Origin of the sequence: Acidovorax sp., assembly GCF_046339755.1 — a bacterium.
GTDB lineage: Bacteria > Pseudomonadota > Gammaproteobacteria > Burkholderiales > Burkholderiaceae_C > Acidovorax.
Map to the genome: position 1 here is coordinate 1 of NZ_JBKDTZ010000070.1, position 16,881 is coordinate 16,881.

15 protein-coding genes and 2 pseudogenes are annotated in these 16,881 nt (G+C 62.5%); 3 read left to right on the forward strand and 14 right to left on the reverse strand.

Annotated features, from left to right (window positions below):
- Positions 1–54 precede the first annotated feature (54 nt).
- The 9 genes and pseudogenes from ACK59X_RS05400 to ACK59X_RS05440 all read right to left on the reverse strand — a co-directional run.
- Positions 55–1,071, reverse strand: a pseudogene (locus ACK59X_RS05400) (DUF3363 domain-containing protein); the annotation flags it as partial.
- Positions 1,072–1,531: 460 nt separating this feature from the next.
- The gene (locus ACK59X_RS05405) at positions 1,532–2,131 is read right to left on the reverse strand and encodes a S26 family signal peptidase (RefSeq protein WP_409955836.1); all 600 of its coding nucleotides are present in this window, start codon (positions 2,129–2,131) and stop codon (positions 1,532–1,534) included.
- Positions 2,128–2,673: a DUF2840 domain-containing protein gene (locus ACK59X_RS05410; protein ID WP_251200239.1), complete on the reverse strand. Its 546-nt coding sequence runs from the start codon at positions 2,671–2,673 to the stop codon at positions 2,128–2,130. The genes ACK59X_RS05405 and ACK59X_RS05410 overlap by 4 nt, the downstream gene beginning before the upstream one ends.
- The gene (locus ACK59X_RS05415; RefSeq protein WP_251200238.1) at positions 2,670–2,942 is read right to left on the reverse strand and encodes a chromosome partitioning protein ParB; all 273 of its coding nucleotides are present in this window, start codon (positions 2,940–2,942) and stop codon (positions 2,670–2,672) included. The genes ACK59X_RS05410 and ACK59X_RS05415 overlap by 4 nt, the downstream gene beginning before the upstream one ends.
- Positions 2,939–3,577, reverse strand: coding sequence for a ParA family partition ATPase (gene parA, locus ACK59X_RS05420; protein WP_409955838.1), 639 nt, complete (start codon positions 3,575–3,577; stop codon positions 2,939–2,941). Before parA ends, ACK59X_RS05415 begins: the two co-directional genes overlap by 4 nt.
- A gap of 253 nt (positions 3,578–3,830) precedes the next feature.
- Positions 3,831–4,688 carry a replication initiator protein A gene (locus tag ACK59X_RS05425; RefSeq protein ID WP_251200236.1) on the reverse strand — a complete coding sequence of 286 codons (858 nt, stop codon included), beginning with the start codon at positions 4,686–4,688 and terminating at the stop codon, positions 3,831–3,833.
- 26 nt (positions 4,689–4,714) lie between these two features.
- On the reverse strand, positions 4,715–4,996 hold the full coding sequence (locus tag ACK59X_RS05430) for a helix-turn-helix transcriptional regulator (protein ID WP_047127741.1): 282 nt from the start codon (positions 4,994–4,996) through the stop codon (positions 4,715–4,717).
- Between the two features lie 83 nt (positions 4,997–5,079).
- Positions 5,080–5,871 (reverse strand): DUF2285 domain-containing protein, encoded by a 792-nt coding sequence (locus ACK59X_RS05435; RefSeq protein WP_104535828.1) that lies wholly within the window; start codon positions 5,869–5,871, stop codon positions 5,080–5,082.
- A 341-nt stretch (positions 5,872–6,212) separates the two neighbouring features.
- Positions 6,213–6,560 carry a DUF2958 domain-containing protein gene (locus ACK59X_RS05440; RefSeq protein WP_251200235.1) on the reverse strand — a complete coding sequence of 116 codons (348 nt, stop codon included), beginning with the start codon at positions 6,558–6,560 and terminating at the stop codon, positions 6,213–6,215.
- Positions 6,561–6,775: 215 nt separating this feature from the next.
- Between ACK59X_RS05440 and ACK59X_RS05445 the strand changes: the two genes are divergently transcribed.
- Positions 6,776–7,069 (forward strand): helix-turn-helix domain-containing protein, encoded by a 294-nt coding sequence (locus tag ACK59X_RS05445; protein WP_251200234.1) that lies wholly within the window; start codon positions 6,776–6,778, stop codon positions 7,067–7,069.
- 48 nt (positions 7,070–7,117) lie between these two features.
- Positions 7,118–8,899: an SIR2 family protein gene (locus tag ACK59X_RS05450; RefSeq protein WP_251200233.1), complete on the forward strand. Its 1,782-nt coding sequence runs from the start codon at positions 7,118–7,120 to the stop codon at positions 8,897–8,899.
- Between the two features lie 48 nt (positions 8,900–8,947).
- On the opposite strand, the gene ACK59X_RS05455 is transcribed toward ACK59X_RS05450, so the two are convergent.
- The 5 genes and pseudogenes from ACK59X_RS05455 to ACK59X_RS05475 form a co-directional block, all read right to left on the reverse strand.
- Positions 8,948–9,262: a DUF736 domain-containing protein gene (locus ACK59X_RS05455; RefSeq protein ID WP_251200232.1), complete on the reverse strand. Its 315-nt coding sequence runs from the start codon at positions 9,260–9,262 to the stop codon at positions 8,948–8,950.
- Positions 9,263–10,065: 803 nt separating this feature from the next.
- Positions 10,066–10,884 (reverse strand): hypothetical protein, encoded by an 819-nt coding sequence (locus ACK59X_RS05460; protein ID WP_409955839.1) that lies wholly within the window; start codon positions 10,882–10,884, stop codon positions 10,066–10,068.
- Positions 10,885–11,123: 239 nt separating this feature from the next.
- Positions 11,124–11,333 carry a hypothetical protein gene (locus ACK59X_RS05465; RefSeq protein WP_251200230.1) on the reverse strand — a complete coding sequence of 70 codons (210 nt, stop codon included), beginning with the start codon at positions 11,331–11,333 and terminating at the stop codon, positions 11,124–11,126.
- Positions 11,334–11,395: 62 nt separating this feature from the next.
- Positions 11,396–13,465: pseudogene (locus ACK59X_RS05470) on the reverse strand (ParB/RepB/Spo0J family partition protein).
- A gap of 64 nt (positions 13,466–13,529) precedes the next feature.
- Positions 13,530–14,357: a DUF932 domain-containing protein gene (locus ACK59X_RS05475; protein WP_251200228.1), complete on the reverse strand. Its 828-nt coding sequence runs from the start codon at positions 14,355–14,357 to the stop codon at positions 13,530–13,532.
- Positions 14,358–14,906: 549 nt separating this feature from the next.
- Here ACK59X_RS05475 and ACK59X_RS05480 point away from each other — a divergent pair.
- On the forward strand, positions 14,907–16,881 hold a 1,975-nt coding region (locus ACK59X_RS05480), incomplete at its 3' end, for an ATP-binding protein (RefSeq protein ID WP_409955840.1).

Sequence of the window (16,881 nt, forward strand, 5' to 3'; positions counted from 1 at the left end):
GACAGTACGGCCATCCTCGCCCGGCTCGAACTCCTCCAGATCGCGCGGTCGTCAGCTCATTGCACGCTGCATGGTGCGGATGATGTCTCCTAGTTCGCCCAGGGCACGCAAGGTCTTCTCTGCGTCCGCATGGACAGCCCAGGTGCCGGGCTGCGCTTCTTCAGCCAGGCCCAGGCGCTGCAAGCGTTGCAGACGGCCGATCAGCAGCAGGCGCTGGCGTTGCAGCCGGGGTTCGTTGAAGCGTTCGATCTGCACCCGGCCATCCTCGCCAGCCTCGCGCTGCAACGTGCGGTCGAGGCTCGTCCACCGCTCCTGTTCCACCTCGCGCTGCAAGGTCTGCTGGATCTCCAGTTCGGTGCGCGGCCCGAGCCATTCCGTCGCCAGCTCTGCGGCGCGATGGCGGAAGCCGTGGGCGATGTAGTCGCCCGCGATGATGAGGTCTTTGCCCGTGTCGTCGCGTCCGCGCACGATCAGGTGAGTGTGCGGGTTATCGGTGTTCCAGTGATCGACCGCCACCCAATCCAGCCGCGTGCCCAGGTCGGCTTCCATGCGGTTCACCAGATGCTGGGTGTAGGTGCGCAAGTCGTCCAGTTCGGCCCCGTCCTCCGGGGAGACGATGAAGCGGAAATGGTGCCGATCGTCGGCGGCCCGCTCCTTGAAGGCGTCGAGGTCGGCCTCGTCGGTCTGCGGCCCGTAGGCCCGGCCCGGTTCGCCATCGCGGCCGGCGCCGTCGCGCTCGATGTAGCGCAGATGCTTGGCGAGCGATTGCGGGCTGGCATTGCGTTGATTGACCAGCAGGGTCTTGATCGTCACGCGCCGAGACATGGGCGTCAGCTTCGCCCCAGCGAAATGCGCCGCCGTATGGCCGCGCCCCAGGCGCGAGCCGGGCCGCTGGCCTGCGTGCTGGCCCTGGCCGTCGGACGCGGCGGAATGGCGCATCGAGGACTTGCCGCCGCTGGCCTTGCCAGCCTGCTTGAGCACCTTGGAAACGAAGCTCTGGCCCTGGCCCTTGCCCCGGTTCTTCGGGGCGCTGGGACGCATACGGAAATCGTCGTCGCGGCGGTCGGTCATGGCTGCGCTTCCTGCAAACTCTGGCGTGTCCGGGCGTGCGAAGCACGCGGACATGCCTGTATTGGCGTGGGCCTCGCACCCCACGCAGCACGGCGGCGAAGCCGCTGCGTGCCGCGCCACCCCCATGTGCAGACAGGCTTTCGATGCGGCCCGGTGCCGCATCCTTTTGTCTTGCCTTCCGCCTTTGCCCCTCGCTGACGCTCCGGGCAGCGGCGGCCCGGCGGCGCTGCTGCGCGAGCAGCCAGCGCGCCGGCGAACGCGGACACGGCCGCAGGCCGGGCGCGTTCGAGGCAAGACGCCTGCACGTTGGACAGCTGCGCCGAAGGCAGCGCGAAGTGCGGAGCCCAATGCGCAGGATTGGCACCCGCACTGCACGCGCGACGACACGGGGACGAACAGCAGAACGACACACCCGATGGCACGAAGAGATGCACGGCGACGTGCAGCGAATCGGCGGCCATCATGGGCGGGATTCCAGCCAGACCGGATGCGCGACGCCGATCACGGCGGACGTGCTGACCGGCCCGAAATACCGGCTGTCGAATGACGCCGGGTTGGTCACGCTCAAGAGGAACAGTTCGCCCGGCCGAAGCTGGCGGCACTGCCGCCAGGAAGGCAGCGGACGGCCCAGCCGGTCGGCGGGCAGGACGGCGGCCACCGGCACGCCGTCGATCCAGACCAGCGCATCGAACACGCACACCGTTTGCGGCGAGACGGCGCCCACACGCTTGAGCAGCGGCACGCGCGCCGGCAGGTAGCCGCGCTGCGCGGCCAGCGCGGCGGCATCTGGCGGCAACGTGGTCAGGACGATGCTGCCACCGGACAAAAGCCGGGGTAGCGAGTCGGTGTGCTGGTGGAGCGGCTCCACGCGATACCAGCCGACCGCCACGCTGTCGGACGGGTTGTAGACCAGGCGCGGCAGCGGCTGCACGAAGGACGCCCAGGCCAGCGCAGCGAGGCCGCAGGCGGACAGGCCTGCCAGCACGAGGCGAGCGCGCAAGCGCGAACGAGAACGCGGCGGGATGCAGGTTGCGCCAATGACAGTGGATGGAAGCGTCATGGCAGCGCCCTCCCGGTCAGCCAGGCGGCGTGCCGCTCGGCGTTGTATTCGGGCAGCGGCAAGCGCGCCGCGAGCCGGTTGCCCAGCGTGCGCCAGTACGCGGGCGAGGCGGTAGCGGGCGCGATGCCCAGGGCCTCGATGGCGTCGATGCGTTCCAGCACGGCGTGCACCGATTGCTCACCTTCGGCGTGCAACAGCAAGCGCGCGCCTGGCTGCACGCCGGGAATGCGCTGCGCCGCGTCCAGCGGCGTGCAAGCCTGCATCACCATGAGCTGCCAACTCACGGTGCCGTAGTCGTTGGCCTGCCAGCGGATGCGGCAGAACACGGCATTGGGCCTGAACACGGCAAGACTGCGCCAGCGGTCGAGCCGCTGCGTGCACGCCGGTTCGCCAAAGCGCAGATAGAGCTTGAAGCGCTGCTCCAGGAAGGCCAGCGAAACGCGCGTCAGCGGCGTTGAGAGAGGCAGCGCCGCGTGTGCTGAGAGTGACGGCGACGTTGCAGCCGTGGCGGCGTCAGCGGCAGGCAAAGCGGATACGGTCATGGTGTGTTCTCCCTGCGGTGTTCTGGAAACTCCCGCTCCAGCAGGCTGCGCAGCAGGTCGGCCACGGTCACGCCCTGCGTGAAGGCTGACACCTTGATGCGCGCCCGCATGGTGGGCGTGATGTCGAGGGTCAGGCGAGCCGTGTAGAGGTCGCCCTTGCCCAGCGCATCGGCATCGCCCTCGCGAATCCACGCTTCGGCGTGCGGATTCGCCGGTGGACGCGCGCCGATGCCGACGCGCTTTGCGCGAGGTTGCGGCTTCGCTGTCATGTCGGCCACCGCAGCAGTTCGTCCACCAGCGCGGTGATTTCGCGGGCGGCGGCGCTGTCCGGCGCCGTCTCGCGTGCCAGCCGGCCAGCGGCCACGCTGTCGGCGAACACGATGCGCTGATGCACTTCCGCGCGCAGCGCAGGAAGAGGCTGGTCGGCGAGCGCCTGGCGCGCTTCGCGCCCGATTACGGTGGTACTGACGCGCCGGTTGATGACGAAGGCCGCGCGCAGCGCAGGCCGAAACACCTGTGCTTCGCGGATCAGCGCCACCATCTCGGCGCTGGCCCACAGGTCGTAGGGGCTGGGCTGCACGGGGATCAGCACGCGCTCAGCTGCCAGCAGCGTGGAGCGCGCCAGTGCCGCGATGCGAGGTGGCCCGTCGATGATGACGTGATCGGCCCGCCTGGCGAGTTCTGGCGCCTCTTGGTGCAGCGTTTCGCGTGCTAGGCCCACGGCGCTGAACAGCCGTGGCCAGCCTAGCTGGCATCTGCGCGGTGTCCAGTCCAGCGACGAACCCTGCGGGTCGGCGTCCAGCAGAACGACGTGCTGGCCGCGCATCGCCAGCTCGCCGGCGATGTGCGTAGCGAGCGTGGTCTTGCCCACACCGCCTTTCTGGTTGAGCAGCGCGACGATCATGGCCTGGCTCCCCCTGTGGGAATGCCCGGCTGTTGCTGCTGCTTTTCGTGCCGCGTAGTGGTTGTCCACCGTGGCGCGGCGCTTCTACTACCAGTTAGAAGTTTTAAGTTAGGGAAGTTAGAGGGGGCGCAAACCCGTGCCGTTATTGGCTTTGCGCCCGACTCGTACTCCTGATAGCACGATAGCTGTACTCCCGATAGCACGATACCTCGTACTCCTGATAGCACGAGCCCGTCCACAAGCTGCGCACCGTTTATCCCCGTGCCGTGTGCGGCACGGGCCGGAAGGTCAGCAGCTCGGCGCCGTTGTCCGGCATCCGCTCGATGCCCAGGGCGTAGCCCGGCAGCGACTGCCGCGCGACCAGCGCGCGCAGGTCGTAGGCGAAGTCCGAGAAGCGCGTGGCGCTGCCCGATTTTCGATACAGGTGTCGGAAATCGAATTGCCAACCACCCGGCTGGCGTCCGCCGTGCTTGCGCACCAGCCGGTACAGCCATCGCTCGATCCCGCCCGTGAGCCGGAAATACGCTGGGTCGATGGTCAGCACCAGCGCGGCATCCATGACTCCGGCATAGAACCAGTCCGGCAAGATCAGCTCCAGCCCTAAGGGCGTGCCCTTGGCATCGGCCAGTTCCTTCCACTCGTTGATCCACGAAAAGCGGTGCAAGCGTCTTCCCGTGGTTTCGCGGATAGACGTGGCCACCGTGGTCGATTGCAGCCGGTCGAGCGCAGCCTTGAGGCGCTGGTAGTCGCGCAGCGACTTGCCGCGCCCGATGAAGCGCAGGATCTCGTAAGGCGTGGCGTGCATCAGCCGCGACGGCCGCAGGCCCGCGTCCTTCGCTTCCACGATCTGCGAGGCCGCCCATATCAGCACGTCCGCATCCCAAATCGTGGCGATGCCATGCTCCTGCGTGCCTTCCACGCGGATCGTCACGTTGCCCGCTCGGAAGTCGATGGGCTTGACCCGCTTGGACTTGCCGAGCGAGAAGAACGGATAGGCCATCAAGTCCTGGTTGTCGCGCGGCGCCATGTCGCCCGGCAAGGCGCGGAACAGGTCGAGCTGTTCGAGCTCCTGCAACGGCCGCTGCCGGGATGGCAGCGCAGGGCTGGACATGGCGAAGGCCATCCGCGTGCAAGCGATCAGCGCGCACGGCTGTCCGCCGAATGCTGCTCGGCGTATTCGGGATCGGATGTGCTCTCGAAGCTGCGCTCGGCGGCCCAGGCATCGAGGTCGGCCACGGCGTACATGACGCGCCGGCCGAACTTGCGGAACTTGGGGCCGCCACCCAGCACGCGCTGCTTTTCCAGCGTGCGCGGCGACAGGCGCAGATAGTCAGCGGCTTCGTCGTTGGTGAGGTAACGCTGCGGTTGCGCAGTGGTAGTGGCAGGAGCGGCGGCAGGCCGCAAGGGAGCGGGACGCATGGTGAGAACCTCCATAGCTTTCAAAGCTCCGGCCACACAGCGCAACCGGATGGAGGCAGTCTCAGAAAACGAAGCCCTCTTGCTCAGGGTCGTTTTGCGTCCTTATCAAAACGACCCTTCTCAAGCGGCGGCAATTGTGCTAGGCGGCGATAGCCGCCGCGCATTAGCGCATCGCCGCGCCGCACAAGGCGGCGTACCTTGGAGCGCAGGCCGCCGTCGCTGTACCAGTCGGCCACGGCGTCGGCACCGAACAGCCCTTCGCCCACTTCGCGCAAGGACGCACCCGCCAGGGTCGCGTCGAGCGCCTGCAAGGTGTGCAGCTCCAACAGTGCGGCAGGAGGTGGCCTGGGCATGGCATGGGCCAGCGCGGCGTCCGGCACGAGCGCATGGCAGCGGGCAGGCGCGGCAGCGCCGCCGTCACCACTTCCGCGATGAGCATGGACGACCGCCATGCCGTCCTCCAGACCGGGAGCGAGCGCGAAGCGCGAATAATGGCCGGGACTGCGCACGATCAGCGCCAGTCCCTTGCCGTCGTGCAGCAGTTGCTTGTGGCCAGGGATGCGCCAGAACGCGAACACGGCCGCATCCGGCGGCGGATCGGGATCGGGATGGAGCTGCACCACGGCGGCATTGCCGGGCAGCCAGGCCGGGTGCGCGTCGCGCGCATCCAGGGCAGGGTCTTCCAGCAGGCGCAAGCCCCAGCGCAGCGCCGCATGTTGTGCGGCCTGTGACCGGCGACGGTGGCGCATCCAGTCGAGCCGGTAATCGGGATGCCTGCGCAGATACTCCCAGGCCAGCGCCAGCATGTCCAATCCCAGGATGTACAGATAGGCGGCGGTGGGATACCAGTGGGCAACGTGATGAGGGTTGACCATGACGAAAGCTCCTGTGAACCGCAGGAACGCCGCCACGGGCAGATCAAAACGGAGCTACCGCATCCAGGTCAAAACCGTCCTCTGTGTCAATTCAAGCTGTAACATGCGGTATCAAGCCAGATTGGCTCCGGTGTATTGCGAATCCCGTCCGAATGCGACGGCCGCTCGACCTGAAAACGTCATGCGGCATATAACACCGTGCCCGACTCCGCACAAAAGAGCCTGACTGATTGAGTCACACCAGCAATGGTTTGATGCAAGAGTGCGGATTCAGACCGGACAGGTCAGGAATAAGACTGAAATAGTCTCAATGCGCCCGGTCTGGCTGGAGCGCGAACGGTTCAATCGAGGATGGAACCGTTCTCCTGGGCCAGCCGCAGATATTCCGACAGCGGGCGCGCTGCCTGGAAATACCGATCCCGCATCACGGGCTGCTTGCGCGGCCCAACGATGGAGGCCAGATCGGACAGCTTCACGGTGCCCAGCTCGGGCATCCCCAGCCCGAGGTCGATCAGTCCCCAGGCCGTATCGCCATCGGCAGGATCGAGCGCGGCCAGCAGCCAGATGAGGTGCGCGTCCGGCGTGAACAGCCGCGCCACGGGCAGCGGGTCGATGGCCTCGCCACCGACGCGGGCCTGACCGTGGGCCAGCAATTGCCTGCGCTCGTCCTCGGTGATGAGTCGGTTCATGGGTGGCCCCTTCTTGGAACAAATCCACCCAAACGTGAAAGCGTAAAGCCGTATCGGCGGATTTGAAGAAATGCACGGATGAGGCTTTGCGCTTTTGCGGGAAGCCTCAGAGGCGGATTTCCGTAAAAACGTAGAACCACAAAAAAGGATCGAATCAAATGAATGAGTTAAAGATAACGTGGTTTTAATTGTGCTGCGAATTGACGCTTCTGTCTATGCAGAAGCGAACCGTCCAGCGCGGCCGACCGGCCGGCTCCACCACCCACGACGCCGAGCTGGCTCACGCCTTCGGCGCGGCGGTGCGTGCGCTGCGGATCGAGCGCGGCATCGCGCAGGAATCGCTGGCGCACCAGGCCGGCATCGAGCGCTCCCACATGGGCAAGATCGAGCGCGGCGAGCACATGCCCACGTTGGCGATCATCTTCAAGATCGCCGGCGCGCTCGAATGCAGCACGGCCGTGCTGATGAGCGAGGCTGAAAGCCAGCTCGCAGCAGCGGCCCAGCCGTAGGCGACGGCCCGGCCGATCCGGCGACATCTTGACGAAGACTGAAGACCAATGACATTGCTCCAGAACGATCCCATCACCCAACTTGCATTTTCCGTATACGAGAACAAAGGCGTCTTCGCTGTTCTACTTGGGTCGGGCCTGTCTCGCTCTGCCGAAATTCCTACCGGCTGGGAAATCACTCTGGACCTCGTGCGCCGTGTAGCTGAGGCCCAAGGTGTCCCAGCGCAATCTGATTGGGCGAAGTGGTATCGGGAAAAGACAGGCCAGGAGCCGAACTATTCCGTACTGTTGGAAGAGATCGCCAGTTCGCCGGACGAACGCAGAGCGATCCTGCATCGCTACATCGAGCCGGATCAGCAGGATCGCGAGGAAGGTCGAAAGACGCCAACCAAAGCACACCACGCCATTGCACAGTTGGTTCGAGCCGGTTATGTGCGAGTCATCGTCACCACCAATTTCGACCGACTCATGGAGAACGCCCTGCGGGAACAGGGGATTGAGCCAACGGTCGTTGCCTCTGCGGATGCTCTCGCGGGCGCCGAACCTTTGACCCACAGCCGCTGCTATGTACTTAAACTGCACGGCGACTACAAGGACGCCCGAATCCTGAACACAGATCAGGAACTGAGCGCCTATCCTGACGCCTACAACCGGCTGCTGGATCGCATCTTTGACGAGCATGGCCTGATCCTCTGCGGCTGGTCGGGTGAGTGGGATCACGCATTGCGTGCAGCCTTCCTTCGCGCACCCAACAGGCGTTATCCGGTCTATTGGACCGCGCGCGGAGCACTGGGATCGGGCGCGCAAGAATTGGCGGCACACAGGGCCGCAAGGGCCATTCCGATCACTGGTGCCGATGAGTTCTTTCAAACCCTTCAGCAGCGGGTCGAAACCCTTGAGCAAAGCCAGCGTCAAAACCCGGCGAGTGTCGATCTACTCGTCAATAGTGCAAAGCGATACCTTTCAAAACCAGAGCATCGCATTCAATTGGACGAACTGCTTTCGCAAGAAACTGAACGGCTGATGGGGCAGCTTGATGGTCCGCAGTTTTCACCCCACGGGCAGTGGAGCCAGGAGGAGTTTCAATCTCGCGTCCAGCGATACAAAGCGGTGGCCGAGCCTTTGACACGCATGGCTGGCGTGTTGGGCCGGTGGGGTGATGGCAATGAACTGAACACAGTGCTGGACATCGTCAGAGGTTTGTATGTCCATGCCGAGAAGGTTGGCAATGGTTTGACTGTGTGGCTTAGCTTGCGCTCCTATCCCGCAGTTTTGGTGTTCACGGCCTACGGGGTTGGACTGACACGTTCGCACCGCTGGCGCACGCTGCACGAGTTCCTTGTTGCCCCTTGGCCACGAGAGTACCGAGATGCCAAGAGAACAGTGTCCATGCTGTTGCTCGGGGCATGGAAGGGGGAACGAAACGATCTATGGAGTCAGTTGGAGGGCTTGAACAATCACAAGACGGCCTTAAGCGATCACTTGTTTGAAGTGATGAGCGAATGGCGTTCCAGTTTCGCTGGCGTATCGGCGGAGTTCGAGTTGGTGTATGAAAGATTTGAGACCCTGGCCGCTTTGGCGTACTTGGAAGAAGATAGCGAGGCCACTTTAGAACAGGCGCTTGCCAATACCCCTCATGGGCTGTTTGCCCGAATGCCCGTTGGACGTGTCGGCTGGCATGAAGCATCGGCAGCGACGCTGCTGCAGGAGCTTCAGTCAGAGACGATGATCACTGCTCTGCTGAACGCGGGATTTGCATATAAGAGCCGCCGCTTCCTGGAACTATTTGTCGAGAGTCTTAAGCGCTACGCCAGCAAGATGTCCTGGTAACCGCGATTTCAAACAGCGCCCCGCCGCTATGGCGGAGCGCTGCGGCGGTCACGCCGCCTGGGGCTTGCTGCGCGACCAGATCAGGTCGTGCGTGCCGTCCTCGCCTTCGATCAGGCGGGCGTAGACCGTGGCCGGGAACGAAGGATCGTCGAGGGTCACGGAGATGTACTCCCGCCCGGCCTCACTGGTCTTCTTCCACGCCGCTCCGATGTCGTGGCTGGCGGCCTGCAGACGGAAGTCAGGGGCCTTCTCGTTGTCCCCCTTGTCGTTGGGAACCAGCTTGACCTTGACGTTGAGCGTCAGGGTGCGAAGCGTGCCTGTGAAGCCGTCTTTGTCTGAGGTGAAGGTGCCGATGTTGGCCATGATGGATCTCCTTTTGGTGGAACAAGGTTCGCGCCCATCGCGTCCTTGTTGTGATCCGGCCGGCGGGGGACGGGCGGGCTGCACCGCTTGCGGTCGCAACGCAGTGGAGAGCCGGTAGGCGAAAAGAATTTGATCCGTGAGGAATCTGCGCAGCAGAGGGGAAATTGTTTTCGCTGGACGGTTGCAGCCATGAAGCCCGAGGCGCAGCCGTGCCACCGCCAGGATTCACAACAACACAAGGACGCCTTGGGCCGAACCGCATCGAAAGGAGACAGGGCCGGCTCGGCATCCCCGCATGAAGGCTGCACCGGCTCGCCCACTAACGCGGGCCAGGTCAACCACCCAACGACAGGCGAGAACGCCCCTGCCGCACCTTGCGGTGCCAGTCTTGAGGCGTGGCGTGGAAGCTCCATAGCGATGCCGGGCGGGATGTCCGTGAATCGTCCTTCGTGGCGTGATGGGCGAGAACCGCCAGCGTTGAGGATGGCACGCATTCGCACAACCTGCCGTAGCAAGCACCAGCGTGTTCGCCAGCTCCCAGCCATTGCAGCGGGGCGCTGGCCGGGCCGATCCGGCGCAGCCGGTTCGGCGGTATCAAGGGGCGCCAAGCTCGCGCGGCGGGGATGGGCCTTGCGCCCGTCCCCTGGAGGCAAGCGAAGCGCGCAGCGCCGCAGGCGCGAAGGCTTGAGGGATTGAAGCCGAATGGTGATTCGGCACGAAGCATGGGGCGCAGCCCGGAAGCCCGGCGGCGCATTGCGCCGACACGCCCAAGGTATCCGACCGAACAGTGCAGACGGAAAGCGCTATGCCTTGCTGGCCTTCCACTTGGCAAACCAATGCGTGGCCGAGCGATGCGAAATCCTCATCAGGTAAGCCACCGCCAACGGGGTTGCTTGGGCTTCAAAAAGCTGGAAAACGCACTCCACGCCGCGCTTACTCAAGGTTCCGTTTTCCTTGATGTTCCTCGGGTGGCCGGGATGGGCCGATTCCACAACTGATTTCGGGATCGCCTGGATAATGTGGTTCGTTTCCGCAATCACCTTGTTGGCCTTCACGATGCCTTGGTTGACCCGCTTCTTCAGCCGCTCGATCTCCGTAACGTAGGTCTTCTCCGCCGCTTCAAAGGCCAGGAAGTCGAGCGACGCCATCATCATGAACTTCTTCATCATGCCTTTGCTCACCTTCTGCCGCAGCGCCTTGGCCCGCTTGGCGGCCGTGTAGTCATACAAAGGCATCGGCGTGAAGGTCTTGGGGTCTCGCTGCCTGATCAAATCAGAATAGGCTCCGACATCCACGGTCAGCTCATGGATCGTATGCCCAATGATGTTGCGGTAGTCCACCAATTCCTTGAGTTCATCGCTCTCGGCCTGGTCAATGACCCCTTCGGAAACCAGCACGGCGCGGGCCAGCTCCAGCTTCTTGCCTTCCTTGGTCTTGGGTTTGCCATTACTCAGCCGATCAAGCCCATGCAGTTTGTCGGTCGCCTCGATGGAGCCCATGATGAAGCGCCGCATATCCTCCATGTAGAAAAGGATCAGCACCATCTCAAAGGCTCGGATTTTGAGAATGTCGGCTTCCCATGCGGTAGGAGCCTTGCCATGTGGACGATGTTCTTTGCTCATCAGATATTGCCCCCCATATCGCTTCACTTTAATGGCACTCGTCGTTTATGGGGGCAATGGAAGAAGGCATCGCGCGGTACAGCGATGCCTTCAACGCCGCCGCCTGAGTGCAAGTGAAGGCGGTGGCGTTCTGATTGGGCTGTCGGGCCTTCAACACCGGGCGCGGCCACCGCCGCGCCCGGATTTTTGAAGTTCACCGCGCCCAGGGCGGAACGGCCTGGGCGCGGTGCTGGCGACGGTTATTCCTTCGTCTCGATGATCCACCACACGATATGCGCCAAGGCACGGCCCGTGATGGGATGAATGTCGGTGAGGTCGGCGCGGGCCGTCCAGCCCGAGGGCGGGCGGTAGCCGCGCACGTCGCCATCGCCGCTCCAGCGGCGGGCGCGTACCGTGCCGGGTGCGTAGATCGCCGTCATGCGCGGGCGGCCGGAGGTGATGCGGTTCATGGGGGCTTCTCCTTCCAGCGAAGAGCCCCGGTCGAGGCCGGGGCGCATGCCTTCGGTGTGGGTCAAGCGGCCAGCGCCTCGGCGGGTTCATCCGCCATTGCCTCAGCATCGTCCTCCGGGGCGTCCTGCTCCGGGCCTGCCTCCTGCACTGCCTCCTGCACTGCCTCCTGCGGGCCTGCGGCCTTGAAGATGGCGGGCATCCAGCCCGTACCATCGGCCAGCCGCTCGGCTTCGCTGGCAATGTCGGCCTTCTTGAGCTTCGCCAGCCGGGTGTCGGATACCCGTGCAAACGCGCCCACGGCATCCAGAACCACGGCCTTTGGAACGTGCTTGAAATAGCCCTCGGCGGTCGGCTGCCACCATGCGGTCATGTCGAGGCCCACGGCCTGCGCCAGTTCTGCGCCGGGCTGGTGCGGCGTGGCGCGAGACGTCACCACGTCCACCGTGGAAGCCACACACACGGCGAGCAGTCGCACCAGTTCGTCTTGCGACTTCGCCAGCAGCGCGGCGAACAGTTCGGCGCTGTCCTCCGGCAAGGCTTCGCCCGCCACCTGTTGCAGTTCGCGCAGCGCCACGGCGGCAGGCGATTCCGGCCAGTCCGGGGCCATGCCTTCCAGCCGGTCTTGCACTTTCAGGCCCACGCCCAGCGGCAGAGAATCACGGTTGAGGCCGTAGCGGCTTTCCTGCAAGACGGCCTGCACCATCCCATGCACCAGCGCGGCCAGCGCGACGTGCGGATGCCGGGCGACTTCGATTTGCAGCGCCGCCGTGCGATGGCCGCTCAACCGCTGCGCCAGCCGGTCAGACATGGCGGCGGCCTTGGGCGCTTCGTCGTCCTCGCCTTCCTCATCGTTCGCGGCATCCGCGCCATTGAACCCTTGGCGCAGCCGTTCCAGCGTGCGCAGCGCCTTGGCCTCGGCCTCGCGCATCAAGCCGCGATGAATCACGGCTGCGCCTTAGCGTGCGATGGTGACGATGGCACCGGCTGCGGCCTTCACGTTCGCGCCGTAGTCCTGCAAGCCATCTTCCAGCGCTTGCAACTGCTCGCCCAGCCGGTCGCCTTCTTCTTGCAGCGCGTCGGCCTTTTCCTGGTCGTCGGCGTCCAGCGCGGCATCCACGGCTTCGGCCAGTTCGTGCATCTTGGTTTGCAGCTTCTCGATGCGTAGCGCCTCGCGCTTGTTCGGCTCGCGCCGTTCCCTCGGCGCACGCTGGAAAGCGTGCAGGTCGGCATGGGTCACGCCCGGCGTGGCATCCACCCATGCCCAATCCTCGGCGCAAACCGTGGCGGCGATGCCTGCCAGCTTGTCTTGCGCCAGCCGTTCCAGCAGCGCGGCATCGGTCAGGTATACGCCCGCATCATCCTCCGCGAACAGGTCACGGCGAACCCCGCCGCCCGCCTGCTCGTAGGCATCCAGCCCCACAAAGCGCACCAGCGGATGCCGGTAGGCGTCGATTTCGCGCTCGGTGAGGCGTTCGCGCAAGTGGGAGGGATGGCGCTGCCACTGTGGCGCATCGTAGAACGCGGCTTCTTGCGCGGCGTGGTCGTCGGTGATGGCAAGGGCCATCAACTGGTCAAGGCTCACGGCGTCGGCCCGATAGTCCGCCACCAGCCGGGGCGACACGTTCGCCAGCTTCAAGCGGCGCTGCACCACCAGCGGCGTGACGCTGAAATCCGCCGCAATGTCCTCGATGGGACGGCCTTCGGCCACCAGCGCGGCGAAAGCTTCAAACTGGTCTGCCGGGTGCATGGCCTCGCGCTGCACGTTCTCGGTGAGGCTGGCCGTGCGGGCAGTGCCATCGGCCACCAGCAGGCAGGGCACCTCCCAGTCCTTGCTGATGCGGTGCTTCTTCGCCAGCAGCTTGAGGGCCGCAAGGCGACGACCACCGGCAACCACCTCGTAATGCTCGCCATCGGCGGATGCAATGACGATCAGGTTTTGCAACAGGCCCACGCGCTGGATGCTCGCGGCCAGTTCAGGGATGGACATGCGCGGGATCTTGCGCACGTTGCGGCCCGTGGGGCGCAGCACCAGCCGCGACAGCGGAACCAGAATCAGGTTCTTGCTCGGGTCGGCGGCTTCCAGCACAGGGACGTGGATGGCGCGGGCTTCGGCTTGGGTAACGGCGTTCATGGTGAATCTCCAATCGAGTGAAACAAGGGAATGGAGGGGAACCGCCCCTCCGGCGGGGGAACGGTCAGGCTTTGAGCTGGCGCAGGCCATCGGCCAGCATCCAGAGGGCGCGATTGAGGCGCACATCGGAATCAATGCCCTGCACCGGGCGGGTCTGCTGGCGGCGTCCGTTGGCGCTGCGGCCATGCAATCCGCCTTTGGTCAGGTTTTCCTGCGTGCGGTTGAACACGCTCCACAAGTCCGGGCGGCGGTCGTCGAAGCGGCGCGGCATCAGGATTTGCGATTCGGTGATGGGCGCGGGCTTGTCCGGGTCGTCGTACTTGAGGGCCAGCGCGGCGCGGGCGAACACTTCGGCCTCGCCCTCGTCCAGCGTGATGCCGCGCATCAGGTCGCGGGATTCCTTCACCCGCTCGAAGCCGCTCAACACCTCGAAAGCGCCTTCGATGACGGAACCGGCCACGTCGCCTTTGTGCGGCACGCGCACATCGGCCACGGTGTCGCCGCAGACAAGGCCATTGCTGCAAACGAAGCGGAACATTCCGGCCAGCATCTGATAGCTGCTCGTGCCGTCATGCGAGTTCAGTAGCACGATTTCGTTGGCCTCCGTGCCGTTGATTTGGCTGGCGTGGCGCAGGCGAATCATGTGCTTGGTGTGCTCGCGCTTGCCTTCATCGCGCACGCGGGTCTGCGTCACCATGAAGGGTTGAAACCCTTCCTTGCGAAGCTCGGTCAGCACGGCGGCGGTGGGAATGTAGGCGTACCGCTGCGAACGGCTCTCATGCGGGGCGTCCGCAAAGATGGACGGGGCCACGCGGTGAATCTGGTCATCGGTCAGCGGGTAGTCGCTGCGCAGCGAAGGGGAACGGGAAGCGAAGCGGGATGCGAGTTGCATGGTCTTTCTCCTGACAAAAAGAGGTTTGCTGTTCACACCGCACACCGGATTCCAAGATTCGGAGCCCAGCCTTTCGGCTGTTCGGTGCGGTCGGCACGAGGAACCCGGTTGGCCCTGTTGCCACCGTCTTTCCTGAGTTCATCGCCCGCGACGGTCAGGAGCGCGCGAACGGGTGCCGTCAAGGAGACAAGCGCAGGGTTGGTGCGGCCCGCAGGCGCAGCCGAGGACACGGCCCTGCGCGCCTTGACGGCACACGGGCGCGGGCTACAGTCGCGGACAAGGTGATGGAGTCAGGGAAGACGGCTGGACATGGCAACGGCCCTCCCCACACGCCGACCGCACGGCAAGCGAAGCGCGCAGGCCCGAAGCTGGAAGCCGGGCCGGAGGCGCCAGCGATGCGAAAGGCTGGCAAAGCCAGTCCCGCTAAGGATGAGCGACTAGCGAACCTGGAGCAGCGCGATCCGCGAAGCGGAGACGCAAAAGGACTCTTCGTTTATTATTTGTTTTGCAAGCAAATGTTGCCAAAGCAAGAACATGAGGGGCCTAAAAATGATCGTCTGCATTAACCGTCTCAAGCAGTTCGGTATCTTCAGCGACTTCAATGGAACGAAGATCCAGAAGTTCGGCCGGTACAACCTTGTCTATGGCTGGAACGGAACAGGCAAATCAACCCTATCGAATCTATTCTCTTGCTTTGAGCTTCGCTCGATGGTTCCTCGCTTCAGTGCGGGCCAGTTTTCAGTCGTTTTGGAGGACGGCTCAACGATCACGGAAACCACACTCCCTTCATCCCAATTAAATATCCATGTCTTCAATCAACGCTTTGTGCATGAGAACATTGATTGGGACAAATCCGTAAAAAGCATCCTTCTCATTGCGAAAGAGAAGATTGATGACTTGCAGAAACTGGAGAAGCTAAAAGGCGAGCTTCAATCGAAAAAGAAAGCTCACGACGAAAAGCAAAGCGACATCAAGAAGCAGCGTGAAGCATTGGATAAATTCCTGACCAATGCTGCCAAGAAAATGAAGCTAGGACTTCAGGCGATTGATACGAGCGATAGCTACTACTTGAATTACGATCGCCGAAAGCTCTCTAATTTCATTCAGAGTAATGGCGATGCCATTATTAAGCCTGACTCGGTTCTTCCAGATGAAAAGGTCATCGACCTTACGAATGCCGCCAAGCCAGATCAGCTTCCAAGCATTACTTTCGCCTCAACGGCCATTGAGCCGGACTACTTTAAGAAGGCGGCAGGTCGCATCAGAGATTTGATTGGAACTACAGCAGTCAATCAAGCTATCCAGCGGCTGACTGATAACCCGGACATTCGTGACTGGGTTCAAACAGGCTTGGAAATTCATAAAAACCATGATTCGCAATCCTGCGAGTTCTGCGGTTCCCCATTCACCCAGCTTCGTGCCGAGGCACTTGCCGCTCACTTCAGCAAAGAGTTCACGGATTTTCAAAATCGGCTTCAGAGCGCCGCGACTTGGATTGAATCTCAAGGTGCTCCAGCCAATCAGTTGCCCGCAGCGACAGAGTTTTATAAAGAGCTATCGGCTGACGCAGATAAGCTCCAGAAGGAATACACATCTGCTGCTGAGAAGATCAACCAGCAAATAAACGGATGGCGGCAAGCTCTGAAAGACAAAATCACAGACCCCGCAAAGACAGACATTCAGATTTCTGATGTGGTTGAAGAGGATGTCACGAATTTCAATGAGATCCTAAAGTCAATCGTTGCGCTCGTCGGAAAGCACAACAATAAGACTTCAAACTTCAAATCTGAGACATCCAAAAGCAAGGTAGCACTGGAACTTCACTTTGCTGCGGCTGAGGTGCAAGAGTTTGACTATGCTGGAAGTGAGAAGAAATGTAATGACCTTGAGGCGGAAGCAAAGAATGACTACAAGGAAATTGAAAAACTTGGTCAAGAGGTCGGAGCAATAGAGGCACTGCTCTCAAATGAGACGGTTGGGGCGAAGGAGTTCAATGACATCTTGCATCGTTTCATCGGTCGCTCTGAGCTTTGCCTGAGATTTAATCAAAAGAAAAAAGGCTATGAGATCATCAGAAACGGAGTGGGTGAGCATGATGGGAATTTGAGCGAAGGTGAGAAGACTGCGATTGCATTTGTCTACTTCATCACGAAGCTCAAAGAAAACGGAAACAACATCAAGGACACGATTGTAGTTGTTGATGATCCCGTCTCAAGCTTTGACTCAAATCACTTGTTTCATGCCTATTCGTTCCTGAGAACTCAATGCACTGAAGCCAAGCAACTTTTTGTGCTGACTCATAACTTCACCTACTTCAAGCTAGTGAGAGACTGGTTCACTGGAACGAACAGGAACAGGATTGCCAAAGGAAAAGCTGAGAATTGCTTCTTCTATCGACTGGATGCGCCTCCTGGTTCACCCCGCCATTCGCTGCTTGTTGACGCCGATGATTCTCTGAAAAATTACGGCTCTGAGTATCACTACATCTTCAAAAAGCTCTATGAATACAGGGCACATACGATCC